The sequence below is a fragment of the Nocardia sp. NPDC052254 genome (genome assembly GCF_040679495.1).
Taxonomy (GTDB): Bacteria; Actinomycetota; Actinomycetes; order Mycobacteriales; family Mycobacteriaceae; genus Nocardia.
In genome coordinates this window covers 222,792-239,879 of the sequence record NZ_JBFAUW010000004.1, presented here as the reverse complement: position 1 = coordinate 239,879, position 17,088 = coordinate 222,792, and the positions used below count along the sequence as shown (strand labels likewise).

The 17,088-nt window shown below is 67.6% G+C and carries 17 protein-coding genes; 8 read left to right on the top strand and 9 right to left on the bottom strand.

The features are described from left to right. Positions 1 to 66 precede the first annotated feature (66 nt). From AB0L57_RS13240 to AB0L57_RS13230, 3 genes are all read right to left on the bottom strand, one after another. Positions 67 to 474: a hypothetical protein gene (locus tag AB0L57_RS13240; protein ID WP_364960978.1), complete on the bottom strand. Its 408-nt coding sequence runs from the start codon at positions 472 to 474 to the stop codon at positions 67 to 69. 206 nt (positions 475 to 680) lie between these two features. After that, positions 681 to 1,133: a cupin domain-containing protein gene (locus AB0L57_RS13235; RefSeq protein ID WP_364960976.1), complete on the bottom strand. Its 453-nt coding sequence runs from the start codon at positions 1,131 to 1,133 to the stop codon at positions 681 to 683. 112 nt (positions 1,134 to 1,245) lie between these two features. Next, complete coding sequence (locus AB0L57_RS13230) at positions 1,246 to 2,112, bottom strand: polysaccharide deacetylase family protein (RefSeq protein WP_364960974.1); 867 nt, start codon at positions 2,110 to 2,112, stop codon at positions 1,246 to 1,248. A gap of 66 nt (positions 2,113 to 2,178) precedes the next feature. On the opposite strand from AB0L57_RS13230, the gene AB0L57_RS13225 reads away from it, so the two are divergent. Further along, complete coding sequence (locus tag AB0L57_RS13225; RefSeq protein WP_364960972.1) at positions 2,179 to 2,553, top strand: MerR family transcriptional regulator; 375 nt, start codon at positions 2,179 to 2,181, stop codon at positions 2,551 to 2,553. 7 nt (positions 2,554 to 2,560) lie between these two features. Here the strand turns inward: AB0L57_RS13225 and AB0L57_RS13220 are convergent, their stop codons facing one another. From AB0L57_RS13220 to AB0L57_RS13210, 3 genes are read right to left on the bottom strand one after another with little or no spacing between them, the layout of a single operon-like run. Beyond that, a complete protein-coding gene (locus AB0L57_RS13220; RefSeq protein WP_364960970.1) occupies positions 2,561 to 3,421 on the bottom strand; it encodes an ABC transporter permease in 861 nt (286 codons plus the stop codon). Further along, on the bottom strand, positions 3,418 to 4,185 hold the full coding sequence (locus AB0L57_RS13215; protein WP_364961361.1) for an ABC transporter permease: 768 nt from the start codon (positions 4,183 to 4,185) through the stop codon (positions 3,418 to 3,420). The genes AB0L57_RS13220 and AB0L57_RS13215 overlap by 4 nt, the downstream gene beginning before the upstream one ends. A gap of 35 nt (positions 4,186 to 4,220) precedes the next feature. Continuing rightward, positions 4,221 to 5,186: an ATP-binding cassette domain-containing protein gene (locus tag AB0L57_RS13210; protein ID WP_364961359.1), complete on the bottom strand. Its 966-nt coding sequence runs from the start codon at positions 5,184 to 5,186 to the stop codon at positions 4,221 to 4,223. Between the two features lie 565 nt (positions 5,187 to 5,751). Here AB0L57_RS13210 and AB0L57_RS13205 point away from each other — a divergent pair. Continuing rightward, the gene (locus tag AB0L57_RS13205; protein ID WP_364960968.1) at positions 5,752 to 7,224 is read left to right on the top strand and encodes an aldehyde dehydrogenase family protein; all 1,473 of its coding nucleotides are present in this window, start codon (positions 5,752 to 5,754) and stop codon (positions 7,222 to 7,224) included. Positions 7,225 to 7,231: 7 nt separating this feature from the next. On the opposite strand, the gene AB0L57_RS13200 is transcribed toward AB0L57_RS13205, so the two are convergent. Then, positions 7,232 to 8,482: a TetR/AcrR family transcriptional regulator gene (locus tag AB0L57_RS13200; protein ID WP_364960966.1), complete on the bottom strand. Its 1,251-nt coding sequence runs from the start codon at positions 8,480 to 8,482 to the stop codon at positions 7,232 to 7,234. A 145-nt stretch (positions 8,483 to 8,627) separates the two neighbouring features. On the opposite strand from AB0L57_RS13200, the gene AB0L57_RS13195 reads away from it, so the two are divergent. Beyond that, complete coding sequence (locus AB0L57_RS13195; protein WP_364960964.1) at positions 8,628 to 9,422, top strand: enoyl-CoA hydratase; 795 nt, start codon at positions 8,628 to 8,630, stop codon at positions 9,420 to 9,422. Positions 9,423 to 9,591: 169 nt separating this feature from the next. Continuing rightward, entirely contained in the window at positions 9,592 to 10,620 is a 1,029-nt protein-coding gene (locus AB0L57_RS13190; RefSeq protein ID WP_364960962.1) for an SDR family oxidoreductase, read from the top strand. Here the strand turns inward: AB0L57_RS13190 and AB0L57_RS13185 are convergent. Then, positions 10,567 to 11,799: a lycopene cyclase family protein gene (locus AB0L57_RS13185; RefSeq protein ID WP_364960960.1), complete on the bottom strand. Its 1,233-nt coding sequence runs from the start codon at positions 11,797 to 11,799 to the stop codon at positions 10,567 to 10,569. The genes AB0L57_RS13190 and AB0L57_RS13185 overlap by 54 nt on opposite strands. A 228-nt stretch (positions 11,800 to 12,027) precedes the next feature. On the opposite strand from AB0L57_RS13185, the gene AB0L57_RS13180 reads away from it, so the two are divergent. Further along, complete coding sequence (locus tag AB0L57_RS13180; protein WP_364960958.1) at positions 12,028 to 12,954, top strand: alpha/beta fold hydrolase; 927 nt, start codon at positions 12,028 to 12,030, stop codon at positions 12,952 to 12,954. A gap of 9 nt (positions 12,955 to 12,963) precedes the next feature. Here the strand turns inward: AB0L57_RS13180 and AB0L57_RS13175 are convergent, their stop codons facing one another. Continuing rightward, positions 12,964 to 13,440 carry a hotdog fold domain-containing protein gene (locus tag AB0L57_RS13175; protein WP_364960956.1) on the bottom strand — a complete coding sequence of 159 codons (477 nt, stop codon included), beginning with the start codon at positions 13,438 to 13,440 and terminating at the stop codon, positions 12,964 to 12,966. A gap of 178 nt (positions 13,441 to 13,618) precedes the next feature. Here AB0L57_RS13175 and AB0L57_RS13170 point away from each other — a divergent pair, with 178 nt between their 5' ends. Genes AB0L57_RS13170 through AB0L57_RS13160 form a run of 3 tightly spaced genes read left to right on the top strand, consistent with a single transcriptional unit; the run spans position 13,619 to position 16,900 of the window. Then, entirely contained in the window at positions 13,619 to 15,223 is a 1,605-nt protein-coding gene (locus tag AB0L57_RS13170) for a hypothetical protein (protein ID WP_364960954.1), read from the top strand. Then, positions 15,220 to 15,690 carry a FixH family protein gene (locus tag AB0L57_RS13165; protein ID WP_364960952.1) on the top strand — a complete coding sequence of 157 codons (471 nt, stop codon included), beginning with the start codon at positions 15,220 to 15,222 and terminating at the stop codon, positions 15,688 to 15,690. Before AB0L57_RS13170 ends, AB0L57_RS13165 begins: the two co-directional genes overlap by 4 nt. A 34-nt stretch (positions 15,691 to 15,724) precedes the next feature. After that, the gene (locus AB0L57_RS13160; RefSeq protein ID WP_364960950.1) at positions 15,725 to 16,900 is read left to right on the top strand and encodes a hypothetical protein; all 1,176 of its coding nucleotides are present in this window, start codon (positions 15,725 to 15,727) and stop codon (positions 16,898 to 16,900) included. Positions 16,901 to 17,088 lie beyond the last annotated feature (188 nt).

The window sequence follows — 17,088 nt, the reverse complement described above, 5'->3', positions numbered from 1 at the left end:
GACGGTGACGTAGTCGCGCCCAATGGCTGGACGGACTGGCGCAGGTGGGGATCGCCGCGACCTCGTCTACTCCGGCAAGCCGATCCGGAATCGTCTCCCGAGCATGGCGCTGTCCATCGGTCCCTCCCGCAGGGTGCCGTCCAGATCGTAGAACCTGGCACTGGCCGTACCGGTGAACTCGTCACCGCGCACCGTCATCGTGAACCGCACGATGCCCTTCTGCACGGTGTGCGGAAGCTCGGGGCTCGCCGGATCCTCGCGTGCGACGGTGAATTCCAGGAACGCCCCGGAGACGGTGTCACCTTCGGCGTGCCAATTTCCCATTCCGCTGCTGTCGCTGCCGGTCCGATTGCCCAGGTCCGGATTGCTCTGCAGCATGGTGCCGTCGGCGTGGAAGGTCATGACGTGATGGGGGAACGGTGCGTCGCCGATGTGGACCTCCCACACGCCGACGATCGTCATGAGATCGCGCATACCGCCGCCAATCGTTGAATTCCGCTGTTGATGTCGCCCGGTGGTCCTCGGCGAAGCCGAGTCGCATCGTATTGTGCGGTGCGTTCGGCGAAGAACATCGAACCGGGCAGGAAGCTACGCTTGCCTGCGGTGCCGGGCCCGCCGGTGCCTCGGTATCGAAAGGTCGATGGGGCCGCTGGACGGTGGAGTGAGTGCGAGTTCGAGGCTCACGCGTTCGCCGCTTCGCGGCGTAGACGTTCCGCGATTTCGGCGGCCGCGGCATCGAATTCCGGTAGCAGGATCAGATCTTCGCTGAACTTCGGATCGGTGCGAATGTCCAGTGCGCTCAGGGGCTCGGTCTCGCTGAGATTGACCGCGACGTGCACGACACCCGGCGGAATGTAGAGGAATTCGCCGGGGCCGTGGACATGGGGCGTGAGATCCGGGCCGACGAGGGTCGCGGCCCGGCCCCGCAGGCAGATCACGATGGTTTCGCTGTGGTCGTGGTAATGCGCCAGCGCGACCTTGCCGGGTGGCATGTCGACCATTCCCGCCGAGATGGCCTGGGCGCCACAGGTCTCCTCGGTGATACAGGGAATCAGGTGCTGGGCGTGTGGGCCCATGACCTCGGTGGCGTCAGCGGTGGTGACGACTCGTGCGGTCCGTACAGCGTTGTTCATATCGCATCCCGAATAGTTCCAACCGGTTCGCGTCGAACGTAAGCTATTCCCAGATCTGGACGACGGTCCCTACCTGCGAGTTCACCTGCAGCTCACAGTCTTTGGCCCGAGTTCACGCGATCGTTCGCTGATAGTGATCCGCGATTTCGTCGCTGGTCGTCACCCAGACCCCGGGATGATTCACCACGTAGTCGAGTGCCTCGTCCAGGTAGCGATGCCGGAATGCCTGCCCGGTGACGAACGGGTGCAGAGCCAGCGCCATGACCCGGCCGCTGTCGGCGGCGTCGAGGTAGAGCTGATCGACCTGATCGCGCACCATGCGGACGAAATCGGGTCCGGTGAGTCCCTTGCTGACGAAGATGCCGATGTCGTTGAGTTCCACCGAGTACGGAACGCTCAGCATGCCCGGCACATTCAGACGGTAGGGCTGATCGTCGTTGGTCCAGTCGAGAACATAGTTCAGGCCCAGTTCGGACAGAAGTCGCGGGGTGTGGAAGGTCTCGGTGAGTCCGGGGCCCATCCAGCCCCGGGGGCGATGGCCGGTGGTCTTCTCGATGGTCGTGACGATATCGGTGAGTATCCGCCGCTCCTCGTCCATCGAGAGATCGGTGTGCAGGTGGGAGTTGCTGCTGCCGTGGGCGAGCCAGTCCCAGCCGCGTTCGTTGCCGGCCGTGATGATCTGCGGATAGCGCTGTCCCACATCGGAGTTCAGCAGTGCGCTGGCGCGGATGCCGTACTTGTCGAGCAGCTGGATCTGGCGCCAGATTCCGACGCGCGGACCGTAGTCGCGCCAGCCGTGGTTGAGCGCGTCGGGGGTGAGGCCGGTGGTGCCCTCATAGGTCGCGGTGCCGGGCAGGTCGGCGTAGAAGTGCTCGATGTTCAGGCCGACGTAGAAGGCCACGCGCTTGCCGTCGGGCCAGTGGATCGGCGGCCGTTCGGTGATGGGGGAGTAGTCGTACAGGGTGATGTCGGTGCTCATGCCGAGTATCGTCGAACCCTCACATTGATGTGAAGGTCAATCGAAAGTCGTTGTGAGGTGGGCCATATGCGAATCGGTGAGCTGTCCGCACGGACCGACACCTCCCGGCGGCTGCTGCGCTACTACGAGGAGCAGGGATTGATCCGGGTCGCGCGCTGCGGCAACGGCTACCGCGACTACGACGAGCGCCTGGTCGATCAGGTGATCCACATCCGCGGACTGCTGGAGGCGGGCGTGCCCACCCGCCTCATCAAGCAGATCCTGCCGTGCCTGGACCAGCCGCGCGACATCCACTTCGCCGATGCCACACCCGAGATCATCGATTCGCTCCAGCGCCAGTGCGACCGATTGAGCGACCGGATCGACCTGCTCACGCACAACCGCGATGCGATGTCGGCCTATATCGGCGAGTTGCGCGGGTGCGCCCGCACGGTGTCGTGAGCCCGGCTCACGCCCCGGTTTCGGCGGCCCGCCGATAACCGCGGATCGCCGGATACCCGAACACCACGATCATTCCGATCACCCAGGCCAGCGTCTTCAGCAGCGGTTCGGCCACCGGTCCGTCCCAGCACAGTCCGCGCATCGCGTCGATGGCGGTACTCATGGGCTGGTTCTCCACGGTCTTCTGCAACCACGTCGGATACGCACCGACCGGGACGAATCCGGAATTGAAGAACAGCAGCAGGGTATTGATGATGCTGATGGTGTTGACCAGCACCACACCCTCGGACACCGTGGCCAGGGCGGTCACCATCACCGCGAAGCCCACGCCGAACAGCACCGGAATGCAGATCATGGCCAGCGACGCCAGTGGTCCGTTCCAGAATCGGAATCCGATACACACCCCGACGACGATCACGAACAGCGTGGTGATCAGAACACGGATCGTTTCGGCGAGCAGCCGGCCGCTGAGTCCGGCGGCGCGGTGGATCGGCATGGTCCAGAATCTGCCGAGCAGTCCGGTGGCCTTCTCGACCTTGAAGCCCAGCGCGCTGACCACCGCACCCGACATCGCGGCGACCAGGGTGATCATCGGAACCGTGCCGTAGATGCTGGGCATGCCGGTGGCCGTGGAGATGGTGTCACCGAGGACGATCCGGAACATCAGCAGGGTCAGCGCGGGGTAGATCAGCGTCTGCACGGTGGTCGCGGGATCGCGTGCCCAGCCCATCAGCAGTCGCTTGCACTGGATGAGGGTGTGCTGGGCCCAGACCGACAGCGCCCGTTCCGAGACGGGGGCGACGGTGGGAAGCGGGGTACTCCAGCCGGTGGTCTCGGGCGCTGCGGTCGTTTCGATGACAGTACTCACACTCGCCTCGCGCTCGCCCAGACCGCCAGCGGCACGAAAGCCGCCGCCAGGCCGATCAACCACACCAGTGGCACCCACAGCACATCCCAGGTCACCCCGCCCGCGGCCATGTCCCGCATGGCGAAGGAGAACTGCGATATCGGCTGATTACGCGCGAACGGCCGGATCCATGCCGGGAATCCGGACTCCGGGACGAATCCGCACGACAGCATGCCGAGGATCAGCGTCGGCAGGGTGAGGGCCTGGCTCAGTGATTCCGGGCTCCGGGTGAGGCTGCCGAGCCCGTCCGCGCCGATGGCCAGCACGGTGCCCACGGCCAGGGAGAAGACGCAGAACAGTGCGGCCTGCCCGATTCCGGCGGAGAACCGGAATCCGATCATGTAACCGAAGATCAGCGCCGCGACCAGTGATGTCACCGACCGGACCAGACCCGCGCAGATCCGCGCGGTCAACGGCACCATCGGGCCGATCGGCATGGTTTGCAGGCGACTGTGCAGACCGGTCACGGCCTCGAAGGCGGCGATCTGCGCATTGGACATCATGGTGAACGACATCGTCTGCAGCACGATGATGGGCATCACGAACTGTGCGTAGTCGATGCCCCTGACCTGCATCACGTAGCGCAGTGGGAGATAGAAACCGAGAGTGAACACCAGCGGAGTGATCACCGCGACGACGAGTTCACCCTTGGTGACCATGGTGCGCACCAGCCGCCCGGTGAGGGCTCGCCACTGCTCGAAACTCGATATCCGCGCCTCCGGCATCTGCGCGAACAACTGTCGCTGGGCGGCGGGGGCGGTCACTGCTGTCCGCCGGCATGGCCGGTGATGGACAGGAACACATCGTCGAGGGATGGGCGCCGCAGTGCGATATCGGCCAGTTCCAGACCCGCGCCATCGAGCCGGCGCACGGCCTCGGCGAGGGTGCTCGCACCCTCGGGTGCGGGAATGGAGATCCGGTCGACGGCGAGGCCACCGTCGAATTCGGTCCGCAGCCCTTCGGGGACCAGATCGCCGAGCGCGGTCACGGCATCTCGCAGCCGGGTCGGATCCAGCGGCACCACCTCGCAGTAGCTGCCGCCGGTCTTCTCCTTGAGTTCGTCGGCGGTGCCCTCGGCGATCACCGTGCCCTTGTCGATCACGATGATGTTGTCGCTGAGTACATCCGCCTCTTCCAGATACTGTGTGGTCAGCAGCACCGTGATGCCCTGCTCCTTGAGGGCGTTGACCAGGTCCCACACGCCCTGACGGCTGCGTGGATCCAGGCCCGTGGTCGGCTCGTCGAGGAAGACCACCTCCGGGCGCACCACCAGTCCGCAGGCGATGTCGACCCGGCGGCGCATACCTCCCGAATAGTGCCGCACCGCGCGTTTTCCGGCACTGACCAGGTCGAATTCCTCGAGCAGGGTGTCGGCGCGGCGGCGGGCGTCCTGCTTGGGCAGGCCCATCAGGCGGCCGAACAGTTCCAGGTTCTCCCGGCCGGACAGATTCTCGTCCAGGGCGGCGTACTGCCCGGTCATCATGATCGAGCGCCGCACGCCCGCGGCGTCGGCGAGCACGTCGTGCCCGGCCACCGAGGCGCTCCCGGAATCGGGCCGCAGCAGGGTGGACAGGATCTTCACCATGGTGGTCTTGCCGGCGCCGTTCGGGCCGAGGATGCCGAGTACCGAGGCACGCTCGGCGCTGAAACTGATCCCCTGCAGCGCCTGGACCTCACCGAAGGACTTGTGGACATCGCTGACCACCACCGCCGGATCGGTACCCATGTCGCGCGCCGGGCTGCCGGCGCCGGCCGCGGTGTCGCTGGATTCCGAAGCGTCACGCGGTGTGTGCGATTCTGCGTCGTCCAAACTCGGCATCAACTCTCCACTATCGGCTTGGCCGCGACCGGATTGTCCGGAACGCTGATTTTTGCCCCGGTTGATGGATACCTTCCATCGGGCGCGATGTTACTTCGTCCAGCTACGGCGCCGGTGGTGCCGCAGCTCGGATGCCACTCGCCACCCGAAGGTTCTACCGCGATCTGAAATATGACGTTGTCGTTTTGCTGGAAAGCGGCCGGATTTCGGGAGGTCACCGGCCGGGCTGATATGTGGCGTTGGTCACACTTCATTGGCCTGAGTTGGCCTGATCACCATTGTCGCTGGTCGGGACGCAGACTGCACGGTTTGTAGGACGTTATCGGTTGTTGTCGGACCGGCCGAGAGCGCCATAACCTGGCGATCAGGGAGCGGTATCGAATCAACCGCATCCCTCCGCGGCATCGTCGCCCGCTCCGTGCTGGTGCGTTTTCGTCGACTGCCGAGGTCTCCGCCGGCGAGAGGGTGGCCAATGGCCGAGATGTTGAAATCGCACGATCCACGCACCGGCGAGTTCATCGGGGAATATCCGATCATGGACGCCGCCGCCGTCACCGGAGTCGTGCGCGTCGCCAGATCTGCCGAAACATGGTGGGCGGCAATAGGATTCGCCGGTCGCAAGCGCTGGCTGCTGGAGTGGAAGCGGCGTATCACCCGCAGTGCGGGCGAGCTGGCCGAACTGATCTGCACCGAGACCGGTAAGCCCAACGTCGATGCCGCGATCGAGATCATGCTCGCGGTGGAACATCTGAACTGGGCGGCGCGCAATGCCGAAAAGGTCCTGGGGCGAGGCAGACTCGCCTCCACCTGGCTGACCCGCAACCAGCGGGCCTCGGTCGGTTACCTGCCGCTCGGTGTGGTCGGGGTGCTGGGCTCGCCGATCAATCCGATCTCCACACCGATGGGGTCGATCGCCTACGCCCTGGCGGCGGGCAATGCCGTGGTGTTCAAGCCCAGCGAGCTCACCCCCGGTGTGGGGGTCTGGCTGGCCGACAGCTGGGCCGAGCTGGCCCCGAACAAGCCTGTGCTGCAGGTGATCACCGGAACCACCTGTACCAGCTCCGAACTGTGCCGGGCCCGTGTGGACAAGGTCGCCTACGCGGGCTCGGAGGCCGGTGCGCGCGAGGTGATCGAGTTGTGCGCGCCCACCTTCACGCCGGTAGTGGTGGAGAAGGCTGGCAAGGGCACGATGATCGTGCACGTCGATGCCAAACTCGATACCGCCGCCGAGGCCGCGGTCTTCGGTGCCATGTCCAACGCGGGGCAGAGCCCGGCCGGTATCCAGCGGGCCTACGTCGCCGAGTCGGTCTACGAACCGTTCCTGGAAAAGGTTGTGGCCCGGGCGCGTTCACTGCGTCCCGGCGGGGACCGCAAGGCCTCCTACGGGCCGATGATCATGGAATCCCAGGTCGATGTGGTCCGCCGCCAGATCAAGGATGCGATCGCCCGTGGTGGCCGGGCTGTGGTGGGCGGGCTGGAATCCATCCGCGAGCCCTACATCGAACCGATCGTGCTGACCGATGTGCCCGAGGACAGCCAGGCCATCACGGCCGAGGCGGTCGGCCCGGTGCTGATCGTCAACCGGGTCGCCGACATCGACGACGCCATCGCCCGCATCAACGCCGCCGACCAGGGCCTGGCGGTGTCGGTGTTCACCCGCGACGTACGGGGTGTGTCGGCATTCGCCGAACGCATCAGAACGGGTGTGGTGACGGTGAATTCGACCATGGCCTACGCCGCCAACCCGGCGGTGCCGTTCGGCGGAGTCGGCGAATACGGCCAGGGCCACACCCACGGCGAGGCCGGACTACGCGAGTTCAGCCGCACCCTGGCCACCGTGGAGAAGCGTTACCGCGGGCCGGTCGACCTGTCCAGCTTCGACCGTCACCCGCGCCATCTCCGATTGACCCGGGCGATCTTCCGGTGGCGGCACACGCGCGCGTGACCGGCGGTCACTGCCCGGCCGGTTCGGGCTCTCGCGGTGAATCCCAGCCCAGCAGAACCGCTTCCATCAGCGCGCACACGCGGGCGACGTTCTCGGGGCGGTTCTCGAAGCGCATCCGGCGGCCGGCGTCGACCACCTGGGCGATGGCCGCGTGCACCCGGCAGCGGGCCTCGGCCGAATCGTCGTCGAGCAGATGGGCCCATTCCAGCACGTTCTGCCGCTGCACGGAGCGCAGCTTCTGCTGTTCCGCCGCGGGCAGATTCGAGAATTCGGCGAAGTACACCGGCAGTATCTCCGGCATGGCGAAGGTCAGCCGGGCGAACCGGTTGGCGATCCGCAGCGCGGCGTCGGAGCGGCTGGTGGCCTCGGCCAGCGCCTCGGAGTTGGCGATCGCGACCCGCTCCCCGGTGCGGTGGAAGGCCGCGGCCAGCAGATCGGATTTGCTCGCGAAGTAGCGGTAGACGCTGGACGCGTTGATGCCGACGGCCGCGCCGATCTCCTCGATACTGGCCTCGTGGTAGCCCTGGCGGCCGAAGATCCGGATCGCCTCGGTGAGCAGCTGTTCGCGTTTGGAACTCAGCGGAAGCCCGCGCACGGTCGTGCTGGTGGCCTCGGCGTCGGGCAGCGGCGGCAGTTCGGTGTGCAGGATGGACCAGCACATGTCGAGGATCAGGTCGGTGAGCCGCGCATTCGACAGGGCGGTGCGGTGGGCGGTGATACTGCCGATCACGCCGAGCATTCCGGTCGACAGCAGTTCCACATCGGCCGGTGCGGCATCCGGGCGCAGGGCGGCCACCGCGGATTCGATCATGTCCTGGAGTTCGTCGTAGATCACCCGGATGCGGGTGCGGTCCGCGCGCTCGAGATAGCGGCGTTCCCACCGGTAGAGCCCGCCTTCGCGACGCACGTCGATGGTGTGCTCGGCAAGTGCGCGGATGAGCGCGGTGAGCCGGGCCTTCGGGTCCAGGCCGGGCTCGTCGGCGCCGCGAGCCGCATCGAGCAACTGCTGGGCGCCGGCCTCGGCGGCAGCCACCAGCAGCGCGTACTTGTTGGCGAAGTGGCGGTAGAGCGCGGGGCCGGAGATGCCCACCTCGGCGGCGATCTCGTCCACGCCGACCGGGTGATAGCCGCGTTCGCTGAAGGCGCGTGCGGCCACCCGCACGATCTGTGCCTTGCGATTCTTCGGCCGGCGCCGGGGCGTGGCGGTGTTACCCGGTCGCGCGGATGCGAGCCCGGCCTCGCTGCGATCCGCGACCATACACCTCTCCTTCTGCCTATCCACTCGTCGACGACGCCGTCTGGTTGACAGCGCCGGACAAGTCAACATAAGTTAACCACAATTCGCAAAGTTAACCATCATTCTCGTCTCGTCGCCACCACCGGTGGCCCACCTGGGAGTAACCATGAGCGTTCACGACCACACCCCCGGCCTCACCATCGTGCGGGACGATCGCGTATTGCGGGTGACCATCGACAATCCTGGCCGGAAGAACGCCCTGAGTTACGACGCCATGATCGCGCTGGGCGACACCGTCCTGAGCGTCGCCGACGACCCCGCGATTCGCGTCGTGGTCCTCACCGGCGCCGGAACCGACTTCTGCACCGGCGCCGATCTGTCGTCGGCCGCCTCGGAGCAGAGTCGTGGCATCACCCCGGAGATGACGATGGACGGCGCCAACCGTATGGTCCGCGCGATCATCGACGCGCCGGTGCCGGTCCTGGCCCGGGTGCGCGGCGCGGCCGCGGGAATCGGTGTGGCGCTGGCTCTTTCCGCCGACTTCACCTACGCGAGCGAGGAAGCCTATCTGCTGCAGGCATTCATCAATATCGGCCTGATGCCCGACGGCGGTGCGGCGGCGCTGGTGGCGGCGGCCTCCGGGCGCGCGCTCGCGGCGGAGATGGCACTGCTGGGCGAGCGGCTGCCGGTCGTCGAGGCGCATCGCCGCGGTCTGCTGGCTGGTGTGCTGCCCGCCGAGGAACTCGACGCCAAGGTCGAGGCCGTCGCCGCCACACTCGCCCACGGTCCCCGCCGGGCTCTCGAACTCACCAAGCGCACTCTCAACCGTGCCGCGCTGGCCTCGCTGGACGAGGCGCTGGCCGCGGAGAAGGAGGGGCAGACCGAGCTCCTGCGATCGCCGGACTTCGCCGAGGGCGCGGCCGCGATGCTGGCGAAGCGCAAGGCTGTCTTCGCGCACTGAGCACGGTGTTCGTGGGGGAGTCGTGCGCCGCGGGCCGCAACGAGAGTCGATCGGTGCCCCGCCGCCGCTGGACTCCGGGCGTGCGGCAGCCCTGTCGTCCCTGATGAGAGGGCGATTCCGGCTCGCGTCGCTTACCGGTTCCGAGGCCACGCGCCAGTAGGCTGACGCCATGGCGTACCTGGTAACCGGGGCCACCGGGGCGATCGGCCGCTATCTCGTCCCCGCACTGCTCGCGCGTGGCGGTGATGTGCACGTACTGGTCCGCCCGGGCGCCGACGCCGCGCACCGGTTCGATCGGTTCGCGCGCGGCTGGGCGGGTGGTGATCGGTTACATCCGGTCCGCGGTGATCTGGCCCGGACCGGACTGGGGATCGATCCGGATTGGGTTCGGCGGCACCGGGATTCGATCGAGCACGTGGTCCATCTGGCGGGTCGCTATGACGTCGCCTGCGAGGGTGCCGGAACCCGGCAGGTGGTCGATTTCGCCACCCACGTGGATGCCGCTGTGCTGCATCATGTTTCGACAGTCGCGGTGGCGGGTGCGGCGGAAGGGCTGTTTGCCGAGGACATGTTCGACATCGGGCAGGGCCTGCCCACTCCGGCGCACCGGGCGGCCTTCGAGGCCGAGCGGGTGGTGCGTGAACGCTGCGCCGTCGGCTGGCGAATCTATCGGCCGTCGATCGTGATCGGACATTCCCGCACCGGCGATGTCGACCGCATCGCTGGGCCCTACTCGGTCTTCCGTCTACTGCGCATGGCCGCCCAATTACCCCGGCTGCTGCCGATCCTGGTGCCCAAACTCGGCGAGACCAACATGGTGCCGGTCGATTTCGTCGCCCGGGCCCTCGACCACCTGGCCCACCGTCCCGCCGGTCCCGGTGCGACCTTCCATCTGGTGGACCCGCGCCGTCAGGGTGTGGTCGATGTGCTGAATCTGTTCGCCGAACAGGCGGGGGCGCCGCGTCTGCTCGAGGTCATGCCCAGGCAGAGCATGGAGGCGCTGCGCAGGATCCCGGTGATCGGCCGTCTCGTCGGCGCGCTCGGTGTTCCGCAGGATCTGCTGGACTCCACCGAGTTCGGCTGCTGGTTCGACTGCCGCGCCACCGCCGAGGCGCTGGCCGGGACCGATATCCGGGTGCCGCCGCTAGCCGGTTACGCCCCCGTCCTCTGGCAGCACTGGATCGAGAACTGGATCTGACCCCCGCGGATAGTCGTAGCCCACCCAGCGATCGCGATTGGCCCAGCCGACCAGATCGAACCGCCACCGGAACGGCCAGGTCCGCGAGACGGTCATGAACAGCACCGCTCCCAGCGCCGCGTAATCGTCGTGGGCGGACAGCAGTGCCCGCTGCTGGCGTGGGGAAGCGGTGAAGAACGCCTCGAACATCGAGATCGACTGTGCGGTGGTGAGCCGGCCCAGCCCGTAGACCCCGCGCATGCGCATCCAATAGACCAGCCGCGCCTGCCACGGCCACAGCGCCTCGACCGGGTCGGTGCCGGTGCGCAGCGCGTCGACCAGTGTGTCCACCAACGCGAAGGAATCGGCCACGCTGTAGCCGGTGCACGGATGCATCATGCCGCCGCGCGAACCGAACGGTATCGGATCCTGTGCCCGCCGCCCGGGCCGCAGGGGTGGTGGGGGCTGATCCAGGGGATAGTGCGCGGCCTCGGACGGTTCGTCTCCGCGCAGCCGGATACCGTGCGCGGCGAGCCTGTTGAGGGTGCGCCGGCGCAGTTCGTGCTGTGGCATACCGCCGCGCAGCCCGAGACTGGTCTCCTCGAAGATCACCGTGCCGTCGCCCAGCGGGACCGCGTAGAGGAACGACGGCGGCTCGTCGGGGCCGGCGCCGTTCTCGTCGCGCCAATCCAGCAGCAGCCCCTCGCCCTCGCCGACCATCGGGGCCGCGATGTGCTCGTCGACGAAGATGCCGTGCGCGCTGGCGGTGCGCCGCGGGCCGGGCGCCGGAAGTCCCCGGGTGTCCACCACGGTGGTCGCGGTGACGGTGGAGCCGTCTCGTAGTTCGACGTGGTGTGCGCCGACGGTGGTGGCCCGGGCGGCCAGCACGGTGGCGTCGTCGAGCGGAAGGGCCTCGCGCAGTCCGGGTTTGGACAGTACGCAGTACGGACGGTCGATGCGGTGCCTCGATTGCGTCCACACCGTGGGCGCCTCGATGCGGGTGGCGATGGCCTCGTGCGGGAGCCACCCGGGCAATTCGTCGATCCAGCAGGAGAAGGTCGGCGGCCACAACCGCTCGGGTCGCGGATCGACGGCGACCACATCGAATCCGGCGGCCATCGCCCGATGGGCGACCGCGCGGCCGGTCGGGCCCAGCCCCACCACGCACACATCGGCCCGATGGACATGCTGCGCACTCATAGCCGACATTGTCGCAGTCCGGTCATTCATCGGCGTAGTGACCTGGGACGGGATCGAGTGGTCGCGGCGCAATTGTGGAGTGCGCATCACGGAACCGGGATATGCCGTACCGGCTCATCCGTGATCACCTCCGAGATCCGATTGCCACGCAATCGCCGGGTACCCGTTATCGGCCGCCCCGTCGAGTCGATGAAGAGCTCCTCCGATATCGCCCTACGATGGGCTGTCATGAGTACGGTGCGGAGCGCTGTGGTGGTCGTCCTGCTGTGCACCCTGATCGGCCTCGTAGCTCCACGTGCCGCCGCCCTTCCCGTCGAGGTTCCCACCGTTGCGGGAGCCAACGATTTCAGCTGCCGGACCACCCCGGAAAAGCCGTATCCGGTCATTCTTGCCCATGGTGCCGGGACGGATGCGCAGAGCAGTTTTGCATTGCTTGCCCCAGATTTGCGCAAGCTCGGATATTGCGTATTCGCCGCCGATATCGGCCGGGTGCGATTGCCGAACCTGGGGATGGCGGGTGCCGCGAAGCAGGCCTGGCCCGGATGGGGGCCGCTGGCCACCGCGATGTTCGGGAATTTCGTGCCGTACGGCGTCACCGATATTTCCTCACAGACCAGCGAACTGGCGGCATTCGTGACGATGGTGCGTGGTGTGACCGGGGCGCCGAAAGTCATCATGGTGGGCCATTCCACCGGCGGCACCGATATACGTGAACTCGTGCGGCGGCATCCGGAGGTGGTCGACAAGGTCGTCACCGTGGGAACGCCGTATCGCGGATCGACCTTCTCGGGTCTGCCCCGGATGTATCCCTTCTTCGGTGCGCTCGGCCTGAACGGCCCGGAAACCGCGGCACAGGTCTACGGCCCTGCGGGCGCCGAGCAGGTTCCCGGTACGCCCACGCTCGACGAGTTGAACGCGGGCGGGGAGACCCGCCCGGGTGTCCGGTACACCGCCATAGCCAGTCACACCGACGAGGTGATCACCCCCGCGGAAACGGCGCTGCTGTCCGATCCGCAGCGCGGCAACCGCAATATCTGGGTGCAGGACGGATGCCCGGATCTTGTTGTCGGCCATGCCCAGTTGCTGTCGGATCCGCGATCGATCGCCGCCATCACCGCGGCGGTGACCGGCGGTCCGCTCCCGGCGCCCTGCTGAATCCTCGCCCTACTTCGGGGTGACCCAGGTGGTGATGTCGGCGTGCACGACTTCGACACCGCGCTTGTCGTAGATCGAGATCGGGACGACCACCTCCGCGCCCTCGGTGATGGCCGCGAAATCGGGGATCCGCTCCAGCTTCGCGACCGCGCGCAGTCCCGATTCGGCCTTGGTCAGATACTGCACGTTCATCGCCTTGGGGATCCAGCGATGGCTGGTCGGCACGGTCGCCTCGCTGAGCATGCCCATCGCGACCTCGGCCAGATTGCAGGCCGCGATCGCGTGGAAGGTGCCCAGGTGGTTGTGGATACCGAACCACTTGGGCGCGGTGACCTCGCACAGTCCGGGTTCCAGCCGCACCACGTTCGGGACGACGGTGCCGAAGTAGGGGACCCGGGCGATCATCCCGAGCGAGAACAGCGCGTGTCCGAGCCGATTGTCGGGCAGCTTCTTCCAGCCGCGGTAGGTAGCGGTCTCATTTGCCATACCGATAATCTTACTCTGGAGTAAGTTAGTGTCGCCGCGGCCGCTCCGATCGCCGCGCATCCGGATCGTCCCCGAGGCCGTCCCTGATTCGGCCGGAGCCGGTATCACCCGTATGGGGGATATGGAATCCGCTCTCGTGATGACGATTTCGTCATCGGCGGGTTCCTAGGATGACGGGGTGACATCCGCAGCGCGCCGCGTCCTCATCGCCGCGCTGTGCGTGTTGTTCGCGTGCTCCGCGGCGCCCGCGGCCACCGCTGACGCACCCGCCGCAGGTGGTGACGTCGCCATCGCGCAGACCCTCGGCGACCGTGAGCTCACCGTGCTCCTGCGCCGGGTCACATCGGTACCGGGGCCCTTGCGGGTCGAGGTGGTCACTCATACCGGGACCGCGGCCGGACATCTGGGGCTCGACCTCATCCCGGTCGGCGCCTCGTCGTCGGCTCGGACTCCGGCGCCCGGCGTTCCGGTCGATCGCGGTGCGATCGACCTCGGCGCCGCACCCGGCATGTATTCGGCGACCCTGCGGGTGGACCGGCCGGGGCCGTGGGAATTGGTGGTCGATGACGGGGTCCGGGTGGCGCGCATTCCGTTCGTGGTGCCCGCCCAGATCGTCACGCCGCCCGAACGATTCGTCTATGGCGGCTTCGTGGTCGCGGGGGTGCTGTTGCCGGTGGCGGCGGTGGTGGCGATCCGGGCGCGGCGTGGTGCGTGGGCGTTGCTGCCCGCGGCGGGGGTGGTGGCGGGCGTCGCGGTCGCGGTGACCGCCGCGGTGCTGTCCACCTCGCTACCACTGCCGCCGCAGCCCGGAATCCAGCTCGACCCGAGCGTGGACGACGTGGGGAATCCGTATGCCGCCCGGCAGCCGCTGATCGCGGACTTCTCGCGTCCTCCGGTCATGCTGTCGCTTGGCGGAACTCCGTTGCGCGCGGGTGTGCCGGGCGATCTCGAGCTGCGGCTCAGCGATGCCGCCACCGGAATTCCGGTCGACGATCTCACCGTTGTCGACGAGGCATCGATCCACGCGCTGGTGGTGGGTCCGAGTGGGGAACTGGCGCACACGCATCCGATCCGGGTGGCGCCGGGCGTCCATCTACTGCACCTCACCGCGCCCGAACCGGGGCACTATGCCCTGTCGATCGAACTGGAACGCCGCGGCGGCGGGGTCCGGATGATCCGCGCCGCAGCCGGTTTCGATGTCGGGCCCGCTTCCGACGGTGCGCGGGCGACCGATTTCGCCGGCAGTCACACCGTGCGGATGTCCGGGCCGGGGAGCGCCGGTGCCGCGTTGCGTCCCGGTCAGCGCGCCACCGCGACAGCCGACGGTATGCCGATCGAAGTGGCGACCACGGCTGCCGCCGCCGGTGCACCCCTCACGATCACCGCGAAGGTCGGCGAGACTGCCGGGTTGCAACCGTGGCTCGGCATGGTCGGTCATATGATCGTCGCCGGTCCGGTGCCCGCCGATGCCGATCTCGGAATCGCGGTGCAACAGGCGCCGGTATGGGGGCATGCCCATTCGATGGGCTCGATGGGAATGGCCGGGCACGCCGAATCCCACGGCGAGATGGCGAATATGCCCGCCACCGAGTCCATGCTCATGCCGCCGGTCAACGGCGACAGCGCCCCCGACGAAACGGTCGCCGCCTACGGCCCGTCCGTCCCGTTCACCTATTCGTTCCCGGTACCGGGGCGCTATCGCGTGTGGATCCAGGTCGAACGGGACTACACCATCCACACGATCACGCTGGTGCTCGACATTCCTCCCGGGGGTGCGCGATGAGTGACCGATCCGATTCGCATGCCACCGGTTCCGCGGACGCCACCCTGATGCCGATGCGGCGTGGTCGCGTCCGGGTGATCGGCGGTGTCCTCGTCGCGCTGGCGGTGCTCGCCGCGACGATGTGGTGGTTGTGGCCGGCGCGGCACACCTCGCGCGTCGTGCACGGCGGCACTGCGGCCCACCTCGTCACCGTGACCCTGGACGATCGGGTCGGCACCTCCGACATCGGTATCGAATTGGCCGATCGCTCCGGAAAACCGGTGTCACACGCCATGATCGAGGTACAGGCGGTCGAGCCGCGGATGGGATACGCGGGGGAGCCGGTAGTCGCCGCGGACCACGGCGCCGGAAGTTATCGCGCCTCGGGCATGGGGTTCATGACAACCGGGCCGTGGCAGCTGCGACTGTCGATCGCCACCGCCGGCGGAGCCGAGAAGCTGTCTCTGCCACTGTGGATCGACGGGTGAGCCCGGTGCGCCGCACTCCAGGAAGGACGACGTCATGAGTGTTCCGATCGACGCGACCGCGGGACCCACCCGGGCCGCACCCGCTGCCGCGGTGACCGGTGAATCGGCCTCCGCTGCGGTCGAATCCGGCACGGCGGCACGTGCGGGCGCCTGGATCGTCCTGCTGGGGACGGTCGTCACCACGGTCGGCATCAGCTGGGACATCCAGTGGCACAACGAGGTCGGCCCCGACACCTTCTTCACGCTGCCGCATCTGTTCCTGTACTCCGGCAGTGCGATCGCCGGCTTCGCCAGCCTCGCCATGGTCGTGCTGGCCACCTCGGCACAGCGGGCCGGACGGCCGATCCCGCACGCCGGCGGCACCCCGATCCGAGTCTTCGGTTCGACCCTCACCGCGCCCGTCGGCTACATGGTCTCCGGCGCGGGGGCGGCGTTGTTCCTGCTCTACGGCCTGTTCGACCTGGAGTGGCATGCGATCTACGGATTCGACGCGGTGCTGAACACGCCGTCGCACGTGGCGCTGTTCCTGTCCATCACCATCACCATGATCGGCAGTGTGATGGTGTTCGCGGCTCATCGCGGCGAGCTGTGGGGTCGCGCGGGCGTGGTCTGCGCGACCGTCATCCTCATCGCCTTCGCCCCGGTCCCCGCCGACGGACTGAACAATCTCGCCCTTCCGGTCGACGCGATGGTCGTGGCGACCGTCCTGTTCGCGCCGCTGCTGCTGATCATGAGCGCACTGGTCCTCGGGCGTCCCGGATCGGCGCTGGCCATCGGTATCGCGAGTGCGGTCATGCAGGCGGTGCTGTGGTGGTTGTCGCCGTGGGCCGCCCACGTCTACGCCTCGGCGATCGGCCTCCCGCTACGCGATGGGCTCACGCCGCGCCCGCCGGCTTTCCCCAGTGTGATCCCGATGTTCCTGTTCGTCGCCGCGCTGGTGGTGGAGGCGTTGTTCCTGTGGTTCCGCGGCCGCCCGGAGGGCAGGCCGGGGGTGCCGGTCCTGCTGCTGGTCGCCGGGGTCGCCGGGGGCGTGATCATCGGCGCGGGCCTGCCGCTGCAGGTGTATCTGACCTATTCGAACCCACATTTGTCGACCACAACCGTCCTCGTCCCGATCGTCGCCGGAATTCCGCTGGGGCTCGCCGCGGGATATCTGGGCGGAATCTGCGCCGCGATGCTGCGCACGTTGAGTCCCCAGGAGCACCGATGAGACACGATGCGCAGCCCTCTTGTCGGTGCGATCGGGTGCGGGTGTCCCGCATGAGCACAGGAGCACCGATGAGACATGATGCGCAGCCTTCTTGTCGGTGCGATCGGGTGCGGGTGTCCCGCATGAGCACAGGAGCACCGATGAGACATGATGCGCAGCCTTCTTGTCGGTGCGATCGGGTGCGGGTG

Coding starts and splice junctions, on each gene's coding strand:
- AB0L57_RS13240 (WP_364960978.1), bottom strand. CDS start 474: ATGCGCGATCTCATGACGATCGTCGGCGTGTGGGAGGTCCACATCGGC.
- AB0L57_RS13235 (WP_364960976.1), bottom strand. CDS start 1,133: ATGAACAACGCTGTACGGACCGCACGAGTCGTCACCACCGCTGACGCC.
- AB0L57_RS13230 (WP_364960974.1), bottom strand. CDS start 2,112: ATGAGCACCGACATCACCCTGTACGACTACTCCCCCATCACCGAACGG.
- AB0L57_RS13225 (WP_364960972.1), top strand. CDS start 2,179: ATGCGAATCGGTGAGCTGTCCGCACGGACCGACACCTCCCGGCGGCTG.
- AB0L57_RS13215 (WP_364961361.1), bottom strand. CDS start 4,185: ATGCCGGAGGCGCGGATATCGAGTTTCGAGCAGTGGCGAGCCCTCACC.
- AB0L57_RS13210 (WP_364961359.1), bottom strand. CDS start 5,186: ATGGGTACCGATCCGGCGGTGGTGGTCAGCGATGTCCACAAGTCCTTC.
- AB0L57_RS13205 (WP_364960968.1), top strand. CDS start 5,752: ATGGCCGAGATGTTGAAATCGCACGATCCACGCACCGGCGAGTTCATC.
- AB0L57_RS13200 (WP_364960966.1), bottom strand. CDS start 8,482: ATGGTCGCGGATCGCAGCGAGGCCGGGCTCGCATCCGCGCGACCGGGT.
- AB0L57_RS13195 (WP_364960964.1), top strand. CDS start 8,628: ATGAGCGTTCACGACCACACCCCCGGCCTCACCATCGTGCGGGACGAT.
- AB0L57_RS13190 (WP_364960962.1), top strand. CDS start 9,592: ATGGCGTACCTGGTAACCGGGGCCACCGGGGCGATCGGCCGCTATCTC.
- AB0L57_RS13185 (WP_364960960.1), bottom strand. CDS start 11,799: ATGAGTGCGCAGCATGTCCATCGGGCCGATGTGTGCGTGGTGGGGCTG.
- AB0L57_RS13180 (WP_364960958.1), top strand. CDS start 12,028: ATGAGTACGGTGCGGAGCGCTGTGGTGGTCGTCCTGCTGTGCACCCTG.
- AB0L57_RS13175 (WP_364960956.1), bottom strand. CDS start 13,440: ATGGCAAATGAGACCGCTACCTACCGCGGCTGGAAGAAGCTGCCCGAC.
- AB0L57_RS13165 (WP_364960952.1), top strand. CDS start 15,220: ATGAGTGACCGATCCGATTCGCATGCCACCGGTTCCGCGGACGCCACC.
- AB0L57_RS13160 (WP_364960950.1), top strand. CDS start 15,725: ATGAGTGTTCCGATCGACGCGACCGCGGGACCCACCCGGGCCGCACCC.